Consider the following 23,410-nt stretch of genomic DNA (forward strand, 5'->3'; position numbering starts at 1 on the left):
ACGACATGACCATGCCCTATGCCCTGCCGGTGATGCAGGAAACGACGTACGACGTGAACGGGAAGAAGATCTTCGTCGCCGAAGCGGGGGACGGTCCGGCGCTGCTGCTGTTGCACGGCGGCGGCCCGGGTGCCTCCGGCGTGTCCAACTACGTCCGCAACATCGGCGCACTGGCCAAGGAGTACCGGGTCATCGTCCCGGACCTGCCCGGCTACGGCCGCAGCACCAAAGGCATCGACGGCTCCGATCCCTTCGGCTACCTGGCCGATCACATCCGCGGCCTGCTTGACGAACTCGGCCTGGACAAGGCGCACATGGTCGGCAACTCCTACGGCGCCGCCTGCGCACTACGGCTGGCGCTGGACACCCCCGGCCGCCTCGACCGCATGGTGCTGATGGGGCCCGGCGGCGTCGGAACCACCCGGGCCCTGCCCACCGCGGGCCTGAACAGCTTGCTCGACTACTACAGGGGCGAGGGCCCCTCCCGGCTGAAGCTGGAGAAGTTCATCCGCAACTACCTCGTCTTCAACGCCGCTGACATCCCCGACTCCGCGATCGAGGAGCGCTACCGGGCGAGCATCGACCCCGAGGTCGTCGCCGCACCCCCGCTGACCCGCCCGTCGGGTCCGGGAGCGCCGCGCACCGTGTGGCGGATGGACTTCACCCGCGACCCGCGCCTGAAGCGGCTGCCGGTTCCGACCCTGGTGATGTGGGGGGCCGCGGACAAGGTGAACCGGCCCTCCGGCGGCCGGATGCTGGCCGACCGCATGCCCGACTGCGACCTGTACGTGGCCGCCAACACCGGCCACTGGGTGCAGTTCGAACGCGCTGAGCTGTTCAACCGTATGTGCGCCGACTTCCTGGCAGGCCACCGATGACCACCATGACCACGGCTTCCGTATTCGGTGCCGTCCACCTCGGATACATCGTCATCGAGACGAACCGCTTCGCCGACTGGCGGCGCTTCGGCACCGACGCCATCGGCATGCACCACGACGCCCTCTCCCGCGACCTGATGCGCTTCCGCCTCGACGACCAGGAGTGCCGCTTCCTGCTGCGGCGCGGACCGGCCGAGGACGTAGTCGCCACCGGCTGGCACATCGACGACCACACCGCCTTCGAGCAGATCGAAGCACGCATCCGTGCCCACGGCGTACCGCTCGTCGCCGGGTCGGCCGAGGAGGCCGCCCTCCGCGGCGTCGAGCGCCTGCTGCGGTTCCCCGGCCCCAAAGGCATCACCCAGGAGATCTACACCACCCCCCGGGTGTCCGCCGAACCACTGCGGATGCTCGCCTCCGGGTTCGTCACAGGCGACTCCGGCATGGGCCACATCGCCCTGACCTCCACCAAACCTGCTGAGGTCCGCAGCTACTTCAACACCGTCTTCAACGCCAGGCTGACCGACTACATCGACGAGACCATCAGCGGCGTCAAACTCAAGATCCGCTTCCTGCGCGTCAACGAACGCCACCACTCCGTCGCCGTGGCGGCCGTCCGCGGCCTGCCCATCGACCCGATCCGCACCCGCGTCCAGCACCTCAACATCCAGGCCGCCACCCTCGACGACGTCGCCCGCAGCTACCAGCGCGTCCACGAACTCGGCTTCGACATGGCCCTCTCCGTCGGGCAGCACACCAACGACCGTGAACTCTCCTACTACGCCCGCACCCCCAGCGGCTTCGAATGGGAAGTCGGCTGGAACCCCATCGTCATCGACGAGAACACCTGGGAACCGACCACCGTCCAGGGCATCAGCACCTGGGGCCACCTCCCCGTCGGCGACACCATCGCCACCAAACTCGCCCAGTTCCGTGCCGGCGCCCGCTCCCTGACCCGCCCTGAGAACACCGTTCCCGCACTCAGCGGCACCGGCATCCCCGACGACTGACCGCGAGACGGCAAGAAACACCACCCACCGCCGCCGCCCGGTCACGCCCTCCCGGAGGTCTCCGCGTGCCCGCCGTCAACCGGTTGGAAGGCTCAGTGCCCGAGGTGTCGTAGGCAGTCCTCGAACGTCGCCTGCGTCGCGTCCGCGGGCCCGGCCGTCGAGCTGGTCGTGGCTGGGCACAGCCCGAGGCCGTGGCCGGCCACGTGCGGCTTTCAAGCGGCCGCGGCTCCGTGAGCCGAAGAGGGCGGCTACCCCGGTCTCGGGGTAGCCGCCCTCGCGGCGTTTCCGCGTCGCTTCACAGGGGGTCGCGGGACCCCGCGGTTCTAGATGTCGAAGTACAGCTCGAACTCGTGCGGGTGCGGGCGGAGCTGGATGGGCTCGATCTCCTGGGTGCGCTTGAAGTCGACCCACGTCTCGATCAGGTCGGCGGTGAAGACGCCGCCCTGGAGCAGGAACTCGTGGTCGGCTTCCAGGGCCTCCAGTACGGCCGGGAGGTTCGTCGGGACCTGGGGGACCGCGGCGTGCTCCTCGGGGGCCAGCTCGTAGAGGTCCTTGTCGACCGGCTCGGCGGGCTCGATCTTGTTCTTGATGCCGTCCAGGCCGGCCAGCAGCATCGCGGAGAAGGCCAGGTACGGGTTGCCGGAGGAGTCCGGGGCGCGGAACTCGATGCGCTTGGCCTTGGCGCTGGCGCCGGTGATCGGGATGCGGATCGCCGCGGAGCGGTTGCGCTGGGAGTAGACCAGGTTGACCGGGGCCTCGAAGCCGGGGACCAGGCGGTGGTACGAGTTCACCGTGGGGTTGGTGAACGCCAGCAGCGCCGGGGCGTGGCGGAGGATGCCGCCGATGTAGTAGCGGGCGGTGTCCGACAGGCCCGCGTAGCCCTGCTCGTCGTAGAAGAGCGGCTCGCCGGCGGTCCACAGCGACTGGTGGCAGTGCATGCCGGAGCCGTTGTCGCCGAAGATCGGCTTGGGCATGAAGGTCGCGGTCTTGCCGTTGCGCCAGGCGACGTTCTTCACGATGTACTTGAAGAGCATCAGGTCGTCGGCGGCGGCCAGCAGCGTGTTGAACCTGTAGTTGATCTCCGCCTGGCCGGCCGTGCCCACCTCGTGGTGCTGGCGCTCGACCTTGAGGCCGGAGGCGGCGAGCTCGAGGGAGATCTCCGCGCGCAGGTCGGCGAAGTGGTCGACCGGCGGGGCGGGGAAGTAGCCGCCCTTGTAGCGGACCTTGTAGCCGCGGTTGCCGCCGTCCTCGATGGCACCGGTGTTCCAGGCGCCGGCCTCGGAGTCGATGTGGTAGTAGCCGGCGTTCGCCTTGGTCTCGAAGCGGACGTCGTCGAAGACGTAGAACTCCGCCTCCGGGCCGAAGTACGCGGTGTCGGCGATGCCGGAGGAGGCCAAGTACGCCTCGGCCTTCTTGGCCACGTTCCGCGGGTCGCGGCTGTACTGCTCGCCGGTGATCGGGTCGTGGATGAAGAAGTTGATGTTGAGCGTCTTGTCCTTGCGGAACGGGTCGACGCGGGAGGTGGAGAGGTCCGGTACGAGCGCCATGTCGGACTCGTGGATGGCCTGGAAGCCCCGGATCGACGAGCCGTCGAACATCAGCTGGCCGTCGGGCTCGAAGACGTCCACGGGCACCGTGAAGTGCTGCATGACGCCCGGCAGATCGCAGAAACGCACGTCGACGAACTTCACGTCGTTGTCCGCGATGTACTGCTGGACCTCGTCGGCGTTCTGGAACATCCCATTCCTCCTATGTCCCGCCGCGAGGGGACGGGTAAGCCTGCAGAGCCTGCGCGAGGTGCGCGATACCGGCGTGCCAGCGTGCCAGCGTGCCGGCATGCTCGCCCGAGCCTAGGCACCCGGGATTTCTCGGGCATGACCCGATTGTTTCGCCGATGTTAACCACGGCCCCCGCCCACGCCCGGGAACCCGGCCCCGCCGGGCCCTCGGGTGGCCGGAATCGTATGCGGTCCGCGGGCCGCCGACGGGGGGCGAGGAGGGGCTTCGCCGGCCTGGCAGTACCGTGGATGCGTGGATGACGCGGAGAAGCGGCAAGCAATCGGATCGTGGCTCTCCGGCCCCCGCTCGGCGGCCGAGGACATGGGCGTCGACTTCGGCTACCGGGGTCAGCGCCTCGGGCTGCCCGAGACCGGGCCCGGCTCGGTCGCGTCGGTGGGCCGGCGCATCGCCGCGCTGGTCATCGACTGGCTGCTGTGCCAGCTCATCGCCTACGGGCTGTTCGCCGCCGGTGACACCCGGACGGTCGGGCTGTGGACCATGGGCGTCTTCTTCGTGATGAGCGTGCTGCTGGTCGGGACCCTCGGCTTCACCCCGGGCAAGCGGCTCATGCGCATCCGCGTCCTCGCCGAGAACGGCGCCCGGCTCGGCCCCCTCGCCACGGTCGCCCGCACTGTGCTGCTCTGCCTGCTGATCCCCGCCGTCATCTTCGACCGCGACACCCGCGGTCTGCACGACCGCGTCGCCCGCGCCGTCGAGGTGCGGTTCTGAGACCGGCCGGGACCGGGGCGGGCCGGGGCTCCGCCGAGACCGCGGGGTCCTTCGCCCCGCGAGTGGCCTCCTGATCGCTTCCGCGCACTTTCCGGCGGCCGGACGGGCTGCGCCCTCGTTCCGTATCCGGGCCGGGTCCCCGTGCCCGTACGGGCGCCGCCGCGCTCAGCGCAGCTTGCCGCCGCCCTTCGGCATCCGCATGCCCTTCGGCATCGGGCCCTTCGGGATCGGCATGTTGCTCATCAGGTCGCCCAGTGCCTTCAGCCGGTCGTTGACCTGCGTGACCTGCGGGCCCTGCAGCACCCGCGGCAGCTTCACCAGCGTGGCCCGCAGCTTCTTCAGCGGCACCTGGCCCTCGTCGTTGCCCACGACGATGTCGTGCACGGGCACGTCCGCGACGACCCGGTTCATCTTCTTCTTCTCGGCCGCCAGCAGGCCCTTCAGCCGGTTCGGGTTGCCCTCGCCGACCAGAACGATGCCTGCCTTGCCCACGGCGCGGTGCACGACGTCCTGCTGCCGCGTCATCGACACCGCGGGGGTGACGGTCCAGCCCCGCTTCATGTTGTCCAGCACCGCCGCGGCCGCGCCCGGCTGGCCCTCCATCTGCCCGAACGCCGCCGCCTCCGCGCGCCGCCCGAAGATGATCGCCATACCGAGCAGCGCCAGCAGGAAACCGACGATGCCCAGGTAGATCGGGTGCCCGATAAGGAAGCCGATGCCCAGGGCGGCACCGAGGACCAGGATGCCCACGCCCGCGACGATCAGACCGACCTTGGGGTCGGCCCGCCTGGTCATCTTGTACGTGAGGGCGATCTGCTTCAGACGCCCGGTGTTCTCGGGTGTGGGTTCACTGCTGGCCATGCCGCGAATTCTACGGCCAGCCGGGCCCGGGGTCAGACCGGGCCCGGCAGGCGGGGGCCGGAGCGGGGCGGCGGCGGGGCCGGGCCGAGGCGGCTATCGGGGCAGAGCGGACGTACCGCCCGCGGGCGGGTCCGCCCTGCCCACCGCCGACTCCGACTCCAGCCGGGCCCTGGCCCGGCGGCGGTCCTCCAGGACGGCGTCCCAGGCGTTACGCCGTGCGGTGCGCTGCTCGCCGCGCAGCAGCACTCCCTCGATGGTGCGCAGCACCCCGGCGACGGTGGGCCGGGGCGGCGGCCAGGACGGTAACGACGACGGTGACGACGGCACGACGGCCCCCCTCGGCGGTCGAGAAATCAAAGCGGTCAGAACAGTCACAGCGGTACAGAATTGCGCAGAGCGGTTGAAATTCTCTCGGGCTCCATGCTCACACCCCGGTGTTACCAGCGCGTGGCCCGGCGGTCAAAGCGGGGTGAAGACCGCCGGGGCGACGGTGCCGGGCGTACGGCGGCGGGCGTACGCGGCGGGCCGCGGCCCGCCGCGCGGCCGGCTCACGCCGCGGGCTGCGCGCGCTTCTCCATGGCCTGCTTGTACAGCCGGCCCGCCCGGTACGAGGACCGCACCAGCGGCCCGGACATGACGCCCGCGTAGCCGATCTCCTCGGCCTCCTGCTGCAGCTCCACGAACTCGTGCGGCTTCACCCACCGCTCCACCGGGTGGTGCCGCGGCGACGGCCGCAGGTACTGCGTGATGGTGATCAGCTCGCAGCCCGCCCCGTGCAGGTCCCGCAGCGCCTGGCTGACCTCCTCGCGCTCCTCACCGAGGCCCAGGATGAGGTTGGACTTCGTCACCAGCCCGGCCTCGCGCGCCCGCGTCAGGACCTCCAGCGACCGCTCGTAGCGGAAGCCGGGGCGGATGCGCTTGAAGATCCGAGGGACGGTCTCGACGTTGTGCGCGAGTACCTCGGGGCGGGCGGAGAAGACCTCCGCGAGCTGCTCCGGCTCGGCGTTGAAGTCGGGGATCAGCAGCTCGACGCCGGTGCCCGGGGTGGTGGCGTGGATCTGGCGCACGGTCTCCGCGTACAGCCAGGCGCCGCCGTCCTCCAGGTCGTCGCGGGCGACGCCGGTGATCGTGGCATAGCGCAGTTCCATGCGCTGGACGGACTCGGCGACCCGGCGCGGCTCGTCGCGGTCCAGCTCGGCCGGGCGGCCGGTGTCGATCTGGCAGAAGTCGCACCGCCGGGTGCACTGCTCGCCGCCGATGAGGAAGGTCGCCTCGCGGTCCTCCCAGCACTCGAAGATGTTGGGACAGCCGGCTTCCTGGCAGACCGTGTGCAGGCCCTCGTCCTTGACCAGCTTCTGCAGTGCGTTGTACTCGGGCCCCATCTTGGCGCGGGTCTTGATCCACTCGGGCTTGCGCTCGATGGGGGTCTGGCTGTTGCGGACTTCCAGGCGGAGCAGTTTGCGACCGTCGGGTGCGACAGCGGACACGTCCGGGCTCCTAGCTTTCGATTCCTCGGCGTTCTCCAGCGTACGCCTCTGAATTAGGGAGTCAGACCGCGCGGGGGAGCGGCTCGACCGTCTCCAGGATCTCGCGCAGATGCTTCTCCACGACAGGGAGAACCTCCGACACCGGTACGTCTCTTCCCAGCTCGCCGGAGAGCGAGGCCACACCCGCGTCGCGGATGCCGCACGGCACGATCCGGTCGAACCAGGTGTTGTCCGGATTGCAGTTCAGCGAGAAGCCGTGCATCGTCACGCCCTTGGCGACGCGGATGCCGATCGCGGCCAGCTTGCGGTCCTCGCGGCGCTGGCCGGCGTTGGACGGCGCGTACTCCGGACCGGCGAGGCGCGGGTCGTACTCCTCGTCCGACAGCCGCGGGTCGAAGTCCAGCGCCAGCCCGCCCAGCTCGGCGCGCTGCTCCACGGGGTCGCCCAGCACCCAGACGCCGCTGCGGCCCTCGATCCGGGTGGTCTCCAGACCGAAGTCGGCGCAGGCGCGGATCAGGGCCTCCTCCAGCCGGCGCACGTGGGCGACGACGTCCACGGGACGCGGCAGCTTCAGGATCGGATAGCCGACGAGCTGGCCCGGGCCGTGCCAGGTGATCTTCCCGCCGCGGTCCACGTCCACCACGGGGGTGCCGTCGAGCGGGCGCTCGTCCTCTGCCGTGCGGCGGCCCGCGGTGTAGACCGGGGGATGCTCCAGCAGCAGACAGGTGTCGGGAATCTCCTCGGCGAAGCGGGCGGCGTGCACGCGCCGTTGCTCCTGCCAAGCCTCCAGGTACTCCACGGCGTTCTCGCCGAACCCCAGGTGAACGAAGCGCAGCTCGCCCACGGTGCCCTCCTCGCGCTGTTCGCGCAGTTCGCGCCGGGCGGCGTGTGTACCTCCGCCCGGCATATGCGGCTGGCGGTATTCCAGCCGACCCTCTGCCACTGTACGGCGGTATACGTTCCCGCCCTGCACCCAGGTCTCCTCACACGATCGAATGAAGCTGGGACGAAAGCGGCGAGTGAGGCTTGTTTCGCCGCTACATTCGCGCCGTTCCCGGAGGCCAGGCAGGAGACCCCACAGGTGACGACGGAACGACCTTCACAGCGACCTCCCAACCGCCAGCTCGCGGCCCTCATCTCCGAGGCCGGGTTCTCCAACGCGGGGCTCGCCCGCAGAGTCGATCAGCTAGGGCTCGAACACGGCCTCGACCTGCGGTACGACAAGACGTCGGTGACACGGTGGCTACGCGGTCAGCAGCCGCGTGGCACGACACCGGCCCTGATCGCCGAGGTGTTCACCCGGCGCCTCGGCCGCCGGCTGACCGCGCAGGACCTCGGGCTCGACGCGTGCGCACCGGTGTACGCCGGACTCGAGTTCGCATCGACGCCGACCGAGGCGATCGACATCGTGAGCGGGCTGTGGCGCAAGGACACCGGCAGTCAGGCGGAGCTGCGGAAGATCGCGTTCACTCCTGCGGGTCTGGTTGTGCCGAGTCGGGATTGGCTGATCGGCAGACCGGACGAGAAGGTGGCGCGCGAGCTGCAGCAGCAGCGCGGGGCGCCGCCCGGTTCACCGCCGGGGGCGGTGCGGGTGCCGGCGCAGGGCCGGGGGCCGGGGGTGGGCTACGGCGGCGGTGTCGCCGTCGGCGCGGGCGCCGGGCCGGGCGCGGGTGCAGGCGCCGGTGCGGGCTCGGGTGCCGGTGCCCTGGGGGCCGTACCGGGGCCGGCGAGCGGCGCGGGGGCCGGTGCCGGCGGTGTCGCCGGCGGGCGCGGTGACGCGGGACCCGGGTGGGGCGGGCCGGGTGCGCGGGCGCCGGGGCAGCGGGTCACGCAGGGCGACATCGGGGCGATGCGGTCGGTCGCCGAGATGTTCCGGGCCCTGGACAACGCGTACGGCGGCGGGCATGCCCGGCAGGCCCTCGTGCGGTACCTGGAGCACGAGGTCGAGCCGATGCTGCGCGGCACGTACAACGAGGCGACGGGCCGCCGGCTGTTCTCCGCCGCCGCGGACCTGACGCGGCTGGCGGGCTGGACGTCGTACGACATCGCGGCCCACGGGCTCGCCCAGCGGTACTTCGTCCAGGCGCTGCGGCTGGCGCAGGCGTCGGGCGACCGCGCGTACGGCAGCTACGTGCTCGTCACGATGAGCCGCCAGGCGGTCTACCTGGGGCACGGCCGGGAGGCGGTGCAGCTGACCCGGGTCGCGCAGCAGGGCGTCGGCGGCGGTGCGCCGCCGGTGGTGCAGGCGCTGCTGCACGCCGCGGAGGCGCGCGGGCACGGGCTGCTGGGCGAGGTGCGGGCCTGTACGACGTCGCTGGCGCGGGCGGAGCGGGCGCTGGAGTCGGCACGGCCGGGGGAGGAGGCGCCGCACTGGGCGCGCTTCTTCGACGAGGCCCAGCTCGCGGACGAGTTCGGGCACTGCCACCGCGACCTCCAGCAGTACCGGGCGGCGGCGCAGCACGCGGAGCGCTCGCTGCAACTCCGCGCGGCGGGCTTCGCGCGCAGCCGGGTCTTCTGCCGGCTGGTGCTGGCCGCGGCGCGGCTGGGGCTGGGCGAGGTGGAGCAGGCGTGCGTGCTGGGCGCGGAGGCGGCGCAGCAGGCGGCGGAGATGCGCTCGGCCCGGGCGGCGGAGTACGTCCGCGACTTCGAACGCCGCCTGGAGCCGTACCGCGACGCACCTCCGGTGCGGGCGTACCGGGAACGGGTCGCGGCGCTGGCGGTGTGACCCGCGGGGAGGCCGGCCGCACGGGCCGGCGGGAGGCGTAGCGGGGCGCTCGCAGCGAAGAGCAGTGCTCTCACTCGAGAGCACTGCTCGCGGACAGCCCGGTGTTCAGCGTGCGGCATGCTGCTCGAGCCGCGCGACCCCTCCCGTTTCAAGGGCCGCCCACAGAGCGCCGTCGGGACCCAGGGCGATGCCGTGCGGCTCGGACGACGGTGACGGCAGGCTGTACTCGGCGATCTTGCCGCTACCGGTGATGTGGCCGATGCTGTTGGCTCCCCATTCGGTGAACCAGCAGTCACCGGTGGCGGCCGCGACGATGGCGTGGGGTTTGGCCGCGCGGTCAGGGAGCGGGAACTCCTCGACCGCGCCGTCCACCGAGATCCTGCCGATCCGGCCCGCCGCGATCTCGACGAACCACAGGGCGGCGCCGTCGCTGGTGATGCCCACGGGTGCGGCGCCCGGGGTGGGGAGCGGGTGGACAACGGTGTCTCCGTGGACAGTGATGCGGCCGATCGCGTTCGCCTGGTTGAGGGTGAACCACAGGGCACCGTCAGGGCCCGCGGTGATCGCCGAGGGATAGGCGTCCGTACAGGGAAGGGCGAACTCGGTGATCTCTCCCGTGCTGGTGATGCGGCCGATCCGGTCGGTGTTCATCTCCGTGAACCACATCGCATCGTCCGGCCCGGCGGTGATTCCGAAGGGCCCGCTGTCGGGCGTGGGCACGGGAAAGGACTCCGTTTCACCGTCGGTGGTGATGCGGCCGATCCGGTGGTCCCGGTACCGGGTGAACCACAGTGCTCCGTCGGGCCCGGGGGTGATGACCGTGGGGCCGCACCCGGGCGATTCCAGGGGGAATTCGCTGAGTTCGCCGTCGAGGGTGAGGCGCGCGATGCGGCCGCTGTGCGCGAAGGTGAGCCACAGGGCGCCGTCAGGTCCGGCCGCGATGCCGTACGGCCCGGCGTCCTTGTCTGCCACGGACATCTCGCTTACGGCCACAGCAACTCCTTGGAGGGCGGGGATCAATCGAGGTTCCCGACCGATGCCGCAGTCCGGTCTCGCGCCAGGTCGAGAATGATCGCGGCGAGGTCGGCAGGCCGGGTCATGGGGATGTTGTGGTTCGAGCTGATGTCGGTCAGCCGGCGGCCGGGGGCGGCATCGACGACGGTACGCACTTCGTCGCGCCGCGAGGCGTAGAAACCATGCTCGGCCAGCACGATCGTCATCGGACAGGTGAGGCGGTCGTACACCTCGATGCTCGGGAAGACCTCCGCGTCGGGCTCCACGGCGGTGACGGTCAGGATCTCCTCGATGGCCGGTCGCCGTATCCACCGGTGGCCGCAGCGCAGGAAGGAGCGCCGCGTGACCTCCTCGACGAGTTCGTGCCGTGCTCCGGCGTTGAGCCAGTCCCCTCCGGCCTCCCGTGCGCACTCCTCGGCATAGGCATGCATCTGGTCGTCGTTCGCTTCCCAGCCGTAGCGGAACATCGTCCGCAAACGGTCCGCCGCCTCGGTGGTCCGCACAGCGGCGTGCTCGGCGAGTGACGCGTTACGGTCATCGAGCACCATGCCGTCCACGATGCAGAGGGCGGCCGGTTCCACGAGGCCACTGGCAGTGGCCGCCGTCACCGCGTACCCGCCGGTGGAATGGCCCACCAGCACGGGGCGGTCCCAGCCCAGCGCGGTGACGACGCCACCGATGTCCCGCCAGTACTGCTCGGGGCCGGTGGAGTCGAGCCTGGTCTGCCCGTGGCCACGCAGGTCGATGGCGATCGGATGACACTCGCCCACCAGACGGGACGCCACATCCGCCCAGGCTGCGGCGTTGTGTCCGCTGCCGTGGACCAGCAGCACCCCCTCACCGCGGCCGCCGAAGTCCACACCCGACAGGACCCCGCCCGCGACGGGGAGTTCGATCTCCGTTCCGATCACCACCGCACCCTGACGACCGGAAGCCCACAGGCGCAACCGCTTTTCCCGCAGGAGGTCGGCGCGGGCATCGGCACGCCTGTCGGGGGGCTGGTCTCGGGGTGGAGAACCGTTCCTGCTAGGCGACTGCCGGGATCGCGGTCGTGCCTGTGGCCGGGGACAGGCCGAAGTCGCGGAGCAGAGCCCGGGCCGCGCGGCGGCCGGAGTACAGGGCGCCCTGCGGCGTGCTCGTGTCGCGGTGGTCGCCGCAGACGTACAGGCCGCACAGCACCCGTACCGGGCGGCGCAGGTCGTGCGGTGCCGGCATCGCCGGTATCGCCTCCGGGTCGTGGTGCGCGCCCACCAGCTCCCAGTCGAACGCCGACGTCCCGTACAGCTCGCTCAGCTGCCGCCGCGCCGACTTGTCCAGCACCCGCGCCGGCCGTACCGCGGCCTCGCCCAGCACCGCCGAGCTGACCAGCGCCCGCCCCCGCGGCGCCCGCGACGTGTCCGCGCCGCTGACCACCGCCGTGTGCGACACCGGGCCCGCCGCCCCCTCCGCGTCCAGCAGCAGCGCCGCCTGCCGCGACCCGCCGGCCCGCGCCGCCCCGTTGCGGGCCGGCGCGCCCTCCCAGGCCGCCCCCTCCCGCGTACCCGGACCCGCCTCATCCCCCGGGCCCGTCGCGCCCCCGCCGCGCGCCGCCCCGCCCGGCAGCGACTCCGCCGGGGCGCTGTGGTGCAGCACCGTCACCGGGTGGAACCCCGGCAGCCGCAGCCCCGGCAGCAGCCCCGCCGCCGCCCGCGCGCCCGTGGCCACCAGCACCGACCGGCACCGCAGCACCCCGTGGCCCGCCGTCCGCACCGCGGTCGTCGACACCGACACCGCCCGCACCCCCGTCCGCACCGTGCCGCGCGGCAGTCCCGCCGCCAGCCGCCGCGGCACCGTCGCCGCCCCGCCCGCCGGCAGGCACAGCCGCCCCCGCGCGAACGACCGCAGCGCCAGGTCCGCGGACCGGCTCGACGTGGTCAGCGCCGGGTCGTTGAGCAGCGCCACCAGCAGCGGCCGCAGGAGCCCCGCCGCGATCCGCGGCGGCAGCCCGCGCGCCGCCAGCGCGTCCGCGGCCCGGCGCTCCGGCCGGGCCAGCAGCCGCGCGGTGGGTACGGCCGCCAGCCGGGCCAGCGCCGCGGAGAGCCACGCCTGGTCGATGACGGCCCCCCGGGGCGCACGCGCGGCGCTGGCGAACGCGCTCGCCGTCGTGAACGCGCCCCCCGTGCCCCTCGATCCGCCGATTCGCTGCCGCCGCCCGCCCGCGCAGACGACCACGTCCCCGTCGAGCGGGCACAGCGGCACCCCCGCGAGCCCCGGCAGCCGACGCAGTTCCGGATACGAGGTGTTGAGCAGCTGCAGCGAGTGGTCCAGCCGGAAGCCGTCGACGTGGTCGGTGGTCATCCGCCCGCCGACCTGCTCGTCCGCCTCCAGCACGGTCACGTCGAGGCCCGCTCCGACCAGGTGCTGGGCCGCGGAGAGACCGGCGAGTCCTGCGCCTACGACGACGACGTCGACGGGGTCCGTGCTTCCTGCGGCATGGGGCACGGGTGCCTCCCGGGGTTGTGCGTCCGCGGCCGAGCGCTCTCGAACGCCACTGGACGCCTGTTTGATGCCCAACTGGGCATGGCCGTATCCGCGTTCCGGCGTGAACGCGTTCCGATGACGATAGGTCGGATGGTGACGCCGGCCAGGTGCGCACCACAAGGGCACGGACGCACACCCGGCGCAACCAGCCGCGACACCGCCCCTGCCGCGGCCCCCGACGAGTCCCGCGGTGCCTCCCGCAGAGCCCCCTGCCGGGCTCCTGCCCACCTCACAGCCGCGCGCCCGGACCGGCCCCCGATCAGCTCCGGACCGGCCCGGGGTCAGCCCCGGGTCACGTCCCGATCCCTCCCTGTCCGGCCTCCCGGACCCGTCGAGCCCCCCGCCCTCACCCCCGGAGCGCCGCCCGCAGCGCCTCCTCGATCCCCGGGAACGCGAACGCGAACCCCGAGTCGAGCAGCTTGCGCGGCACCACCCGCTGGCTGCCGATCACGTCCTCCGCGAACCCGCCCAGCGCCACCCGCAGCGCCGCCGCCGGCACCGGGAACGGCGTCGGTCGGTGCAGCACCCGTCCCATCGCCGCCGTCACCTCGCGGTTCGTCAGCGGCTCCGGGCCCGTGAGGTTCACCGGCCCGGTCAGCGACTCCGTGTCGACGAGGTGGCGCAGCGCGGCGATGTGGTCGTGCAGGGAGATGAAGCTCCAGTACTGCCGGCCGTTGCCGAGCCGCCCGCCCAGCCCCGCCCGGAAGATCGGGAACAGCCGCCCCCACGCCCCGCCCTTGCGGGAGACCACCAGGCCCGTACGCGCGTGGACGGTGCGGATCCCGGCCTCCTCCGCGGCGTTCGTCGCCGCCTCCCACTCCTGGCACAGGTCGGCGAGGAAGCCCCGCCCCGGCGGTGCGGTCTCGTCGACGCGGCGGTCGCCGGTGTCGCCGTAGTAGCCGATCGCGCTGCCGCAGACGAGGACGGACGGCGGCCGGTCGAGGGAGGCGACGGCGTCGGCGACGGCCGCGGTGCCGAGCACCCGGCTGTCGCGCAGCACCCGCTTGTAGCGCTCGGTCCAGCGCCGGTCGGCGATGCCGGCACCGGCGAGGTGCACGACGGCGTCGCAGCCGTCGAGCCGGGCGGTGTCGACGTACCCCTTCTCCGGGTCCCACCGCACTTCGTCCGGCGCGCTCGCCTCCCGCCGCACCAGCCGCAGGACGTCGTGCCGGTCGGTCCGCAGCGAACCGACGAGGGCGGAGCCGATGAGTCCGGAGGAGCCGGAGACCGCGATGCGCATGTGCCCATCCTGCCCTCATGTGCCCCGTCCCGGCAGCTCGTGTCACAGTGAGCGCATGACTGACGTGCACGGCGGCGGGGCGGCCGGCAGCGGTGAGCCGCGCATCCGGCCCGCGAGCGCCGCCGACGGCGACGCGCTCCGCGACCTCGACGCCGTCACCTGGTCGCGGCTGCACGCGGTGATGCCGCCGCCCGCCCCCGACGCCCCGTTCTTCGACGAGCGCCACCGGCCCGAGGACTACCTCGTCGCCGAGCTGGCAGGACCGGCCCGCGCCGGCCCCGCCCGCCCCGCTCCCGCCCGCGTCGTGGGCTACATCTGCGTCGTCCGCCCGACGTCGCTGGAGGTCAACGAGCACGTACGGCAGATCCAGGGCCTCGCCGTCGCCCCCGCGGTCCGCGGCAGCGGCGTGGCGCGGGCGCTGCTGCGCGCGGGCGTGGCGCACGCCCGCGCGCTCGGGGCGCGGCGGCTGACGCTGCGCGTGCTGGGGCACAACGTGCCGGCGCGGCGGCTGTACGAGTCGGAGGGGTTCGCGGTGGAGGGCGTGCTGCCGGAGGAGTTCCTGCTGGACGGCACGTACGTGGACGACGTCCTGATGGGGCGCACGCTCCTCTGACGCACGCGCCCCCCCCGCGCCCTCAGTCCTCCCGGTACAGCGCCCACAGCTTCGGGAACCGCCGCGCCAGCACCCGTACGTCCTCGAAGTCGATCGCCTCGCCCTGCGGCTCCGCGGGGGCCTCCGCCAGCCCCAGGTCCGGCAGCTTCAGCCCTGTCAGCCGCTCGTACGCCTCGTCCGCCGCGTACGCCAGGTCCTCCGCCTCGCCGTCCGTCTCCTCGTCGAAGTCGTCCAGCAGGTCCGCAAGGTCGTCGGGCTCGTGCAGCGCGCCCTCGAAGACCGTCCGGCCCTGTCCGATCAGCCAGCCGCGGAAGGAGTCGAAGGCGTCGTCGCTGACCCCGTCGAGCAGGACCCACGCCGCGCCCCACAGGTCCATGCGGTACGCGCGGTTCATCCGCGACTCGAAGTGGCAGGCGAAGTCGGTCACGGCGTCCGGGTCCAGCCCGGTCAGCCGGTCGACGAGCAGGTCAGCCTGCTCCGCGGGGTCGCCCTCGGCGGCCTCGCGGGTGCCGTCGACCAGCTCCCAGAACTCCGACTCCTCCATCACGGATCCAGCATCTGCCCTCCGCCGCGTGTACGCACGCGGAGCGGCGGGATCGGAATCCGGCGGGGTACCTTTCGCAACCCGCCGGAAAACCAGACAGAAGATGTCCGGATTCGCTGTCACGGTGTGCGCATGAGCGAAGAGCAGAACCGAGACAGGTCCGTCCCGACCACCGACGAGCACCCGCTGCGCGGGAAGGTCGCCCTGGTCGCGGGCGCCACCCGCGGCGCTGGCCGGGCGATGGCGGTGCAGCTGGGCGCGCTGGGCGCCACCGTGTACGCCACGGGCCGTACGACCCGGCAGCAGGTCAGCGAGGTCGGCCGCACCACCGAGACCATCGAGGAGACCGCGGAGCTGGTCACCGCGGCCGGCGGCGAGGGCGTCGGGGTCCGCGTCGACCACCTCGAAGCCGACCAGGTACGGGACCTCGTGGCCCGGATCGAGCGCGACCACGGCCGGCTCGACGTGCTGGTGAACGACGTCTGGGGCGGGGAGCACCTTGTCGAGTTCGCCAAGAAGATGTGGGAGATCGACCTCGACCGCGGCCTGCGCATGCTGGAACTCGGCGCCAAGACGCACATCATCACCAGCCACTGCGCGCTGCCGCTGCTGCTGCGCACCGGCGGCGGGCTGCTGATCGAGATCACCGACGGCACGGCGGAGGCGAACAAGCCGTACCGGGAGAGTTTCTTCTACGACCTGACCAAGAACGCCCCGATCCGGATGGCGTTCAACCTCAGCCACGAGCTGAAGGACGCCGGTGCCACCGCACTCTCCCTCACCCCGGGCTTCCTGCGCTCCGAGCAGATGCTGGACCACTTCGGGGTGACGGAGGAGAACTGGCGCGACGCGGTCGCCAAGGAGCGGCACTTCGCGCTCTCCGAGTCGCCGGTCCTCGTGGGCCGGGCGGTGGCGGCGCTGGCGGCGGACCCGGACAAGGCGCGGTGGAACGGCGCGTCGCTGTACAGCGGGCAGGTCGCCAAGGAGTACGGGTTCACGGACACGGACGGCACGGTGCCGGACAGCTGGCCGTACTTCCAGCAAGTCATGGCCGGCGAGGACCCCGGCGACCCGGAGGGCTACCGGCTGCGCCCGTAGAGCGCGGCGCTGCGGGCCGCCGCCGCCGCGAACCGCTCGCGCAGCTCCGGCGGCCCGAGCAGCTCCGCGTCCGGGCCCAGGGCGAGGAGCTGGGTGTACGCGACGTCCGCGGACTCCACCCGCAGCCGGACCGCCGTCCAGCCCTCCTCGTCCGGCCGGCCGGCGGCGGCCACGGCGTCCTCGGCGGCGAGCCGGTCCGTGACGTGCGGCAGCCGCCGCAGGCCGTCGGGGGAGAGCCGCAGCGCCACCTCGTCCCGCAGGATCGACCGCGCGAACGCGGCGGCCCGCTCCGCCCAGAAGCCCGGCAGGTCGAACTCCTCGTCCCGCTCGAAGCCCGCCCCTTCGGCCGGGCCGCCGGCGGCCCCGTCACCCGGCTCCGCGGCCGCGGTCTCCACCCGCTCGAAGCGCTCCACGCGATAGACGCGGTACGGGCCCCCCGCCCCCGGACCGCCCGCCCCGGACCCCGTCTGGGGCCCGGCCCCGGACCCTGCCTCCGGCCCCGCCCCGGAAGCCCCGGGCCCCGCCTCCGGCACCCGCGCGACCAGGTACCAGACCCCCGCCTTCAGCACCAGCCCGTACGGCTCCACCTCCCGCTCCACCGCCTCCGCCCCCGGCCGCCGCCGGTACGTCACCGCCAGCCGCCGGTCCGCCCACACCGCCTCCGCCACCGCCGGCAGCAGCTCCGGCGCGTCCGGCTCCCGCCACCACCCCGGTGCGTCGAGGTGGAACCGCTGCGCCGCGCTGTCCGGGGCCCCGCGCAGCTCCGGCCCCAGCGCCGCCGACACCTTCAGCCGCGCCGCCGACCCCGCGTCCGCCAGCCCCATGTCCCGCAGCACGCCCGGCACCCCGGACAGGAACAGCGCCTCCGCCTCGGTCCGCCCGAGCCCGGTGAGGCGGGTGCGGTAGCCGCCGACGAGCCGGTAGCCGCCGGTCCGCCCGCGGTCGGCGTAGACCGGCACCCCCGCCTCCGCGAGCGCCTGCACGTCGCGCGCGACCGTCCGCTCGGAGACCTCCAGCCGCTCCGCCAGCTCGGCGGCGGTCATGGTGGCACGGGACTGGAGGAGCAGGACCAGGTGAATGAGCCGGGCGGCGCGCATGGCAGCCATCATGCAGGGCCTTGATAGCGTCCTCCGGTACTGCACCAAAGAACAAGAGAGTCTTATATGTCCAACGAGCCTCGCGAGCGCTGGGGAAACCGGGCAGGTTTCCTCTTCGCCGCGATCGGATCCGCGGTCGGTCTCGGCAACATCTGGCGTTTTCCCTACGTCGCCTATGACAACGGCGGCGGCGCCTTCCTGCTGCCGTACCTCGTGGCCCTGCTCACGGCGGGCCTGCCGCTGCTGATCATGGAATACGTCATCGGCCGCCGCTACCGCTCCTCCCCGCCCGGCGCCTTCCGGCAGCTGGCCCGTCCCGCCGAGGCCATCGGCTGGTGGCAGGTGGCGATCTGCTTCGTCATCTCCGCCTACTACGCCGTGATCCTGGCGTGGGCCGTGCGCTACGTCGGCTTCTCGATCGACGAGTCGTGGGGCGACGACCCGAACGCCTTCTTCTCCGAGGACTTCCTCAAGGCCGGCGAACCGGGCACCGTCTCCACTTTCGTGCCCGGCGTGATGTGGCCGCTGCTAGGGGTGTGGCTGGTCACACTCGTCATCCTCTGGCTCGGCGTGCGCCGCGGCATCGAGTGGGCCAACCGCATCTTCATCCCGGCGCTGCTCGTCTTCTTCGGCATCCTCGTCGTCCGCGCGGTCACCCTGGACGGCGCGGGCGAGGGCCTGGACGCCCTGTTCAAGCCGGACTGGAGTGCGCTGGGCGAGGGCAGCGTGTGGGTCGCCGCGTACGGGCAGATCTTCTTCTCGCTGTCCATCGGCTTCGGCATCATGATCACGTACGCCTCGTACCTGGGCCGCAAGTCGGACCTGTCCGGCTCGGCGCTCGTCGCCGGCTTCGCCAACAGCTCGTTCGAGATCCTGGCGGGCATCGGCGTGTTCTCGGTCCTCGGCTTCATGGCCGCGCAGCAGGGCGTGGGCGTCAACGAGCTGGCGACCTCGGGCGTCGGGCTGGCGTTCGTGGCGTTCCCGGCGATCATCTCCAGCATGCCGGGCGGCGCGTTCTTCGGCGTGATGTTCTTCCTGTCGCTGGTGATCGCCGGCCTCACCTCGCTGGTGAGCATCGTGCAGGTGCAGGTCGCGGCGGTCGAGGACCGTACGGGCCTGTCCCGCGGGGCGGCCGTCGGGATCGTCGGCGGCGTGCTCACCGCGGTCTCGGTGCTGGCGTTCGCCAACGACGGCGGGCTCTCGCTGCTCGACGCCGCCGACCACTTCATCAACCAGTACGGCATCGTGCTCGCCGGCCTCGTGTCGGTCGTCGTCGTGGCCTGGGTGCTGCGCCGGCTGCCGCTGCTGCAGCGGGACGCCAACGCCACGTCGGCGGTCCGGATGGGCCGCGTGTGGCTGGTCTGCCTGGGGATCGTCACCCCGCTGGTGCTCGGCTGGATGATGGTCGACAGCCTGCGCACGGAACTGGACGAGAACTACGGCGGCTACCCCGGCTCGTTCCTCGGCTGGGCCGGCTGGGGCGTCGCGGCTGCCGCGCTGCTCGTCGGCGTGCTGGCCGCGCTGGTCCCGTGGCGGCACCACGGCGACATCGGCGGCCGGGCGCCGGAGGCGCAGTCCGTGGAGGATACGGAACCGGCGAAGGAGGGCAACTGATGTCGGCGAGCGCCATCGTCATGCTGGTCGTCGCGATCGTGATCGTCTGGGGCGGTCTGATCGCCGCGCTGCTGAAGCTGCGCAGCTTCCCGGACCAGCCGGACTAGTCCGCGGCGACCGTACGCGGCGGTCCGCCGCGGCCGACCGCACCGGCGGTCCGATACGGGCCCGGCCTGCGCCCCCCGCAGGCCGGGCCCGTACGCCGTACGGCCTCAGGCCAACCCGTACTTCGCCGCCGCCTGCGTGACCGTCTCCTTCTTCACCTCGCCGCGCCGCGCCAGCCGGTCCAGCACCGCCACGGCGATCGACTGCGCGTCGACCCCGAAGTGCCGGCGGGTCGCCTCGCGGGTGTCGGAGAGGCCGAAGCCGTCCGTGCCCAGCGAGGTGTAGTCCTGCGGGACCCACTGCGCGATCTGGTCGGGCACCTGCCGCATCCAGTCGCTGACGGCGAGGACCGGGCCCGGTGCGCCTTCCAGAGCACGGGTGACGTAGGGGACCCGGTCCTCGCCGCGAAGCTGCGCCGCGTCACAGGACAGGGCGTCACGGCGCAGCTCGCTCCAGGAGGTGGCGGACCAGACGTCGGCCGCGACACCCCAGTCCTCGGCGAGCAGTCGCTGGGCGTCGAGCGCCCAGTGGATGGCGGTGCCGGAGGCCAGCAGCTGGGCGCGCGGGGCGTCCTCGGCGGCGGTACCGGCGGGGGAGTCGGCGGTCCGGTAGCGGTAGAGGCCGCGGACGATGCCGTCCTCGACGCCCGCGGGCATCGCCGGCTGGACCTTCGGCTCGTTGTAGACGGTGAGGTAGTAGAAGACGTCCGGGTCCTCGCCGGGGGCGGCCTCGCCGTACATGCGGCGCAGCCCGTCCTTGACGATGACGGCCACCTCGTACGCGAACGCCGGGTCGTAGATCAGCGCCGCGGGGTTGGTGGAGGCCAGCAGCGGTGAGTGCCCGTCGGCGTGCTGCAGGCCCTCGCCGGTCATGGTGGTGCGACCGGAGGTGGCGCCGACGACGAAGCCGCGGCCCAACTGGTCCGCCAGCGCCCAGAACTGGTCACCGGTGCGCTGGAAGCCGAACATCGCGTAGAAGATGTAGAACGGGATCATCGGCTCGCCGTGCGTCGCGTACGACGTGGCCGCGGCCGTGAAGGACGCCAGCGAACCGGCCTCGGTGATGCCCTCGTTGAGGATCTGCCCGTCCGCCGCCTCCTTGTAGTACAGGAGCTGGTCGCGGTCGACCGGGTCGTAGGTCTGGCCGCGCGGCGAGTAGATCCCGGCGCTCGGGAAGAGCGACTCCATGCCGAACGTACGGGCCTCGTCCGGCACCACCGGCACCCAGCGCCGGCCGGTCTCCTTGTCCCGCATGAGGTCCTTGACCAGGCGGACGAACGCCATGGTCGTCGCGATCTCCTGGCTGCCCGAGCCCTTCTTCAGCGCGTCGAACGGCTTCGCCGCCGGCTCCGGCAGGACCACCGGGTGCACCCGGCGGGCCGGCGCGGGGCCGCCGAGCGCGGCGCGGCGCTCCTGGAGGTAGCGCACCTCGGGGGAGTCGGGGCCCGGGTGGGCGTACGGCACGAGGTCGGTGTCCAGCGCACTGTCCGGGATGGGCAGCTCCAGCAGGTCCCGCATGTCGCGGAACTCGGCGCCGGTCAGCTTCTTCATCTGGTGGTTGGCGTTGCGCGACTCGAAGCCCTTGCCGAGGGTGTGGCCCTTGACGGTCTGCGCCAGGATCACGGTCGGCGCGCCCTCGTGCGCGACGGCGGCACGGTACGCGGCGTAGACCTTGCGCGGCTCGTGGCCGCCGCGGGAGAGGTGGAAGCAGTCGAGGATCTTGTCGTCCGTGAGCAGCTTCGCCAGCTCGGCCAGCGCGGGTTCCGCGCCGAAGAAGTGCTCGCGGATGTACGCGGCGTCGCGTGTGGCGTACGTCTGGAACTGCGCGTCCGGCACCGCCCGCAGCCTGCGGACGAGCGCGCCGGTGGTGTCGAGCGCGAGCAGCTCGTCCCAGGCGGAGCCCCACAGCGACTTGACGACGTTCCAGCCGGCGCCGCGGAACTGGGCCTCCAGCTCCTGTACGACCTTGAAGTTGGCGCGTACCGGGCCGTCGAGGCGCTGGAGGTTGCAGTTGATGACGAAGGTGAGGTTGTCGAGCTGCTCGCGCGCGGCGAGGGCGAGGGCGGCGGTCGACTCCGGCTCGTCCATCTCGCCGTCGCCGAGGAAGGCCCAGACGTGGCTGGCGGAGGTGTCCTTGATGCCGCGGTGGGCCAGGTACCGGTTGAACCGGGCCTGGTAGATCGCGGAGATCGGGCCGAGGCCCATGGAGACGGTCGGGAACTCCCACAGCCACGGCAGCCGCCGCGGGTGCGGGTACGAGGGCAGCCCCTCGCCGGCGCCGGCCTCCTGGCGGAAGCGGTCGAGGTGGGCCTCGGAGAGCCGGCCGTCGAGGAAGGCGCGGGCGTAGATGCCGGGGGAGGCATGGCCCTGGATGTAGAGCTGGTCGCCGGAGCCGGGGGCGCCCTCGTCGTCCTTGCCGCGGAAGAAGTGGTTGAAGCCGGTCTCGTACAGCCACGCCGCGGAGGCGAAGGTGGCGATGTGCCCCCCGAGCCCGTACCGCGAGCCGCGGGTGACCATGGCGGCGGCGTTCCACCGGTTCCACGCGGCGATCCGCTGCTCCATCGCCGGGTCCCCGGGCAGCTCGGGCTCCGCGGCCGTGGGGACGGTGTTGACGTACGGCGTCTCCAGCAGCGCGGGTATGTCCAGACCGGTGTCCCCGGCGTGGGCGACGGTGCTGCGCAGCAGCTGCGCGGCCCGGTCGGGGCCGGCGTGCTGAGCCACGGCGTCCAGTGACTCGCGCCACTCGGCGGTCTCCTGCGGGTCCCGGTCCGGGAGCTGGTCGAGCTGACTCTGCATGGCAACTACCTCCTCGACCGAACTGTAAGTCTCCGATCGATGATCGATCAAAGCTTGGACGGCAAAATAAGTGCGGGGAGGCCAAAGTCGGCATGCCGTGCCACGCTTCCGGGCACGCGGTGCCTGCGGCAGGCGCGGCGGGGTGCGCAGGACCCGCGCCGGGCGCGGGAGGGTGCGCCGTACGGGACGCGGGCCGGCCCTCGGGGGTGGGGGGCGCGCCGGGGGCGGGTTCGAGGACGACGGGGAGGCCGACGGCGTCCGGCGCCGGGCGCGGTCCGGAGCCCGAAGCCGGAGCGCAGTCCGCCGGGGTCGGGGACGGCGTCCCGGTTGGACGCGGGGCGCGGCCGAGGGCCGGGGGCGGAGCCGCGGCAGGGGGCTCGAATCGGGTGCGTACGCCGCGGTGACGCGCGGGCCGGGCGCCGGTGCTGCGGCGGGGGGAGGTGGCGGCAGCGCGTCGGGGACGGCGTCCCGGACGCTTCCGGTGCGGGCTCCGGCTCCGGCTCGGTGCGCGGTCCCCGGGGGACCGGGGCGGAGCCCCGGCGGGGGAGCGGGGGCGGCAGCCCCCGCTACGCGGGCGCGCAGCCCAGGACGTGGTCCTTGACCAGTTCCGCGATCGCCGGGTCGCGGCGGCGGAAGGCCGCGACGATGTCCGCGTGCTCCTCCGCGTACGCCTGCTGGCGCGTGCCCAGCCAGCGGATCGCCAGCGACGTGTAGATCTCGATGCCCAGCGACTCCCACGTGTGCAGCAGCACGCTGTTGCCCGACGCCCGCACCAGCTCCCGGTGGAACGCCACCGTGTGCCTGACCTGCGCCCCGCCGTCGCCCGCCGCGTCCGCCTCGCGCAGCGCGGCCACGTGCGGCTCCAGCGCCGACACGTCCGCCGCCAGCCGCGGCGCCGCCAGCTCCGCCGCGATCTGCTCCAGCCCGGCCCGTACCGGATAGATCTCCTCCAGGTCAGCCGCCGTCAGGTCGCGGACCCGCACCCCCTTGTTCGGCGCCGACTCGATCAGCCGCATGCTCTCCAGCTCGCGCAGCGCCTCGCGCACCGGCGTCTGGCTGACCTCCAGCTCGACCGCGATACGCCGCTCCACGATCCGCTCGCCCGGCTTCCACCTGCCGCTGACGACGCCCTCCACGATGTGCTCGCGGATCTGCTCGCGCAACGACGGGTGGACGACGGAAGGGGGCATCGGCATCTCCTCGGGATCTCACACGGCCGCGCAGGGGGTGGAGACGAGAATACGGCGCCCCCGCCCGGACCGGAGCCGGACGGGGACGCCGCGGGGTGCGCGTCAGTGCGTG

General features: G+C 72.8%; 21 protein-coding genes. 8 read left to right on the top strand and 13 right to left on the bottom strand.

Annotation, left to right across the window (positions count from 1 at the left end; all coding sequences use genetic code 11):
* The first annotated feature begins 5 nt into the window (after positions 1–5).
* Both LG396_RS33065 and LG396_RS33070 read left to right on the top strand, forming a co-directional pair.
* Entirely contained in the window at positions 6–878 is an 873-nt protein-coding gene (locus LG396_RS33065) for an alpha/beta fold hydrolase (RefSeq protein WP_037750203.1), read from the top strand.
* Entirely contained in the window at positions 875–1,888 is a 1,014-nt protein-coding gene (locus LG396_RS33070; RefSeq protein ID WP_225797574.1) for a VOC family protein, read from the top strand. Before LG396_RS33065 ends, LG396_RS33070 begins: the two co-directional genes overlap by 4 nt.
* A gap of 323 nt (positions 1,889–2,211) precedes the next feature.
* On the opposite strand, the gene glnA is transcribed toward LG396_RS33070, so the two are convergent.
* Positions 2,212–3,627 (bottom strand): type I glutamate--ammonia ligase, encoded by a 1,416-nt coding sequence (glnA, locus tag LG396_RS33075; protein WP_037750195.1) that lies wholly within the window; start codon positions 3,625–3,627, stop codon positions 2,212–2,214.
* Between the two features lie 291 nt (positions 3,628–3,918).
* Between glnA and LG396_RS33080 the strand changes: the two genes are divergently transcribed.
* The gene (locus LG396_RS33080) at positions 3,919–4,395 is read left to right on the top strand and encodes an RDD family protein (RefSeq protein ID WP_018837590.1); all 477 of its coding nucleotides are present in this window, start codon (positions 3,919–3,921) and stop codon (positions 4,393–4,395) included.
* 165 nt (positions 4,396–4,560) lie between these two features.
* Here LG396_RS33080 and LG396_RS33085 read toward each other — a convergent pair whose 3' ends face one another.
* From LG396_RS33085 to lipB, 4 genes are all read right to left on the bottom strand, one after another.
* Positions 4,561–5,256: a DUF4191 domain-containing protein gene (locus tag LG396_RS33085; protein ID WP_225797575.1), complete on the bottom strand. Its 696-nt coding sequence runs from the start codon at positions 5,254–5,256 to the stop codon at positions 4,561–4,563.
* A 93-nt stretch (positions 5,257–5,349) separates the two neighbouring features.
* Positions 5,350–5,583: a hypothetical protein gene (locus LG396_RS33090; protein ID WP_051642688.1), complete on the bottom strand. Its 234-nt coding sequence runs from the start codon at positions 5,581–5,583 to the stop codon at positions 5,350–5,352.
* 221 nt (positions 5,584–5,804) lie between these two features.
* Positions 5,805–6,743 carry a lipoyl synthase gene (lipA, locus tag LG396_RS33095; protein WP_018837593.1) on the bottom strand — a complete coding sequence of 313 codons (939 nt, stop codon included), beginning with the start codon at positions 6,741–6,743 and terminating at the stop codon, positions 5,805–5,807.
* A gap of 61 nt (positions 6,744–6,804) precedes the next feature.
* On the bottom strand, positions 6,805–7,587 hold the full coding sequence (gene lipB / locus LG396_RS33100) for a lipoyl(octanoyl) transferase LipB (protein WP_225797576.1): 783 nt from the start codon (positions 7,585–7,587) through the stop codon (positions 6,805–6,807).
* Positions 7,588–7,824: 237 nt separating this feature from the next.
* On the opposite strand from lipB, the gene LG396_RS33105 reads away from it, so the two are divergent.
* Complete coding sequence (locus LG396_RS33105; RefSeq protein ID WP_225797577.1) at positions 7,825–9,468, top strand: NsdA family TPR-like regulatory protein; 1,644 nt, start codon at positions 7,825–7,827, stop codon at positions 9,466–9,468.
* A 105-nt stretch (positions 9,469–9,573) separates the two neighbouring features.
* Here LG396_RS33105 and LG396_RS33110 read toward each other — a convergent pair whose 3' ends face one another.
* From LG396_RS33110 to LG396_RS33125, 4 genes are all read right to left on the bottom strand, one after another.
* Complete coding sequence (locus LG396_RS33110; protein ID WP_225797578.1) at positions 9,574–10,461, bottom strand: Vgb family protein; 888 nt, start codon at positions 10,459–10,461, stop codon at positions 9,574–9,576.
* A 23-nt stretch (positions 10,462–10,484) separates the two neighbouring features.
* On the bottom strand, positions 10,485–11,393 hold the full coding sequence (locus LG396_RS33115) for an alpha/beta fold hydrolase (RefSeq protein ID WP_225797579.1): 909 nt from the start codon (positions 11,391–11,393) through the stop codon (positions 10,485–10,487).
* A 115-nt stretch (positions 11,394–11,508) separates the two neighbouring features.
* Positions 11,509–12,963 (bottom strand): NAD(P)/FAD-dependent oxidoreductase, encoded by a 1,455-nt coding sequence (locus LG396_RS33120; protein WP_225797580.1) that lies wholly within the window; start codon positions 12,961–12,963, stop codon positions 11,509–11,511.
* Positions 12,964–13,348: 385 nt separating this feature from the next.
* Positions 13,349–14,242 (bottom strand): TIGR01777 family oxidoreductase, encoded by an 894-nt coding sequence (locus LG396_RS33125; RefSeq protein ID WP_018852642.1) that lies wholly within the window; start codon positions 14,240–14,242, stop codon positions 13,349–13,351.
* 55 nt (positions 14,243–14,297) lie between these two features.
* Between LG396_RS33125 and LG396_RS33130 the strand changes: the two genes are divergently transcribed.
* Positions 14,298–14,855: a GNAT family N-acetyltransferase gene (locus tag LG396_RS33130; RefSeq protein ID WP_037750183.1), complete on the top strand. Its 558-nt coding sequence runs from the start codon at positions 14,298–14,300 to the stop codon at positions 14,853–14,855.
* A 22-nt stretch (positions 14,856–14,877) separates the two neighbouring features.
* On the opposite strand, the gene LG396_RS33135 is transcribed toward LG396_RS33130, so the two are convergent.
* Positions 14,878–15,399 carry a DUF4240 domain-containing protein gene (locus LG396_RS33135; protein ID WP_225797597.1) on the bottom strand — a complete coding sequence of 174 codons (522 nt, stop codon included), beginning with the start codon at positions 15,397–15,399 and terminating at the stop codon, positions 14,878–14,880.
* 132 nt (positions 15,400–15,531) lie between these two features.
* Here LG396_RS33135 and LG396_RS33140 point away from each other — a divergent pair, with 132 nt between their 5' ends.
* Complete coding sequence (locus LG396_RS33140) at positions 15,532–16,497, top strand: SDR family oxidoreductase (protein ID WP_225797581.1); 966 nt, start codon at positions 15,532–15,534, stop codon at positions 16,495–16,497.
* Here the strand turns inward: LG396_RS33140 and LG396_RS33145 are convergent.
* Positions 16,479–17,594 carry a helix-turn-helix transcriptional regulator gene (locus LG396_RS33145; protein WP_225797582.1) on the bottom strand — a complete coding sequence of 372 codons (1,116 nt, stop codon included), beginning with the start codon at positions 17,592–17,594 and terminating at the stop codon, positions 16,479–16,481. The genes LG396_RS33140 and LG396_RS33145 overlap by 19 nt on opposite strands.
* A gap of 66 nt (positions 17,595–17,660) precedes the next feature.
* Here LG396_RS33145 and LG396_RS33150 point away from each other — a divergent pair, with 66 nt between their 5' ends.
* Positions 17,661–19,208, top strand: a complete 1,548-nt coding sequence (locus tag LG396_RS33150; protein WP_018837604.1) for a sodium-dependent transporter — start codon at positions 17,661–17,663, stop codon at positions 19,206–19,208.
* Positions 19,208–19,315 (top strand): methionine/alanine import family NSS transporter small subunit, encoded by a 108-nt coding sequence (locus tag LG396_RS33155; protein WP_018837605.1) that lies wholly within the window; start codon positions 19,208–19,210, stop codon positions 19,313–19,315. Before LG396_RS33150 ends, LG396_RS33155 begins: the two co-directional genes overlap by 1 nt.
* A gap of 105 nt (positions 19,316–19,420) precedes the next feature.
* Here LG396_RS33155 and aceE read toward each other — a convergent pair whose 3' ends face one another.
* A complete protein-coding gene (aceE, locus tag LG396_RS33160; RefSeq protein WP_225797583.1) occupies positions 19,421–22,108 on the bottom strand; it encodes a pyruvate dehydrogenase (acetyl-transferring), homodimeric type in 2,688 nt (895 codons plus the stop codon).
* Positions 22,109–22,674: 566 nt separating this feature from the next.
* Positions 22,675–23,298: a GntR family transcriptional regulator gene (locus tag LG396_RS33165; RefSeq protein ID WP_037750169.1), complete on the bottom strand. Its 624-nt coding sequence runs from the start codon at positions 23,296–23,298 to the stop codon at positions 22,675–22,677.
* Positions 23,299–23,410: the final 112 nt, after the last annotated feature.

The organism is Streptomyces aculeolatus (assembly GCF_020400605.1).
GTDB lineage: Bacteria > Actinomycetota > Actinomycetes > Streptomycetales > Streptomycetaceae > Streptomyces > Streptomyces aculeolatus.

Bases quoted from the DNA above. Each gene is read 5' to 3' on its own strand.
- LG396_RS33065 (WP_037750203.1), top strand. From the start codon at position 6: ATGACCATGCCCTATGCCCTGCCGGTGATGCAGGAAACGACGTACGAC.
- LG396_RS33070 (WP_225797574.1), top strand. From the start codon at position 875: ATGACCACCATGACCACGGCTTCCGTATTCGGTGCCGTCCACCTCGGA.
- glnA (WP_037750195.1), bottom strand. From the start codon at position 3,627: ATGTTCCAGAACGCCGACGAGGTCCAGCAGTACATCGCGGACAACGAC.
- LG396_RS33085 (WP_225797575.1), bottom strand. From the start codon at position 5,256: ATGGCCAGCAGTGAACCCACACCCGAGAACACCGGGCGTCTGAAGCAG.
- LG396_RS33125 (WP_018852642.1), bottom strand. From the start codon at position 14,242: ATGCGCATCGCGGTCTCCGGCTCCTCCGGACTCATCGGCTCCGCCCTC.
- LG396_RS33130 (WP_037750183.1), top strand. From the start codon at position 14,298: ATGACTGACGTGCACGGCGGCGGGGCGGCCGGCAGCGGTGAGCCGCGC.
- LG396_RS33135 (WP_225797597.1), bottom strand. From the start codon at position 15,399: ATGGAGGAGTCGGAGTTCTGGGAGCTGGTCGACGGCACCCGCGAGGCC.
- LG396_RS33140 (WP_225797581.1), top strand. From the start codon at position 15,532: ATGAGCGAAGAGCAGAACCGAGACAGGTCCGTCCCGACCACCGACGAG.
- LG396_RS33145 (WP_225797582.1), bottom strand. From the start codon at position 17,594: ATGCGCGCCGCCCGGCTCATTCACCTGGTCCTGCTCCTCCAGTCCCGT.
- LG396_RS33150 (WP_018837604.1), top strand. From the start codon at position 17,661: ATGTCCAACGAGCCTCGCGAGCGCTGGGGAAACCGGGCAGGTTTCCTC.
- LG396_RS33155 (WP_018837605.1), top strand. From the start codon at position 19,208: ATGTCGGCGAGCGCCATCGTCATGCTGGTCGTCGCGATCGTGATCGTC.
- aceE (WP_225797583.1), bottom strand. From the start codon at position 22,108: ATGCAGAGTCAGCTCGACCAGCTCCCGGACCGGGACCCGCAGGAGACC.
- LG396_RS33165 (WP_037750169.1), bottom strand. From the start codon at position 23,298: ATGCCCCCTTCCGTCGTCCACCCGTCGTTGCGCGAGCAGATCCGCGAG.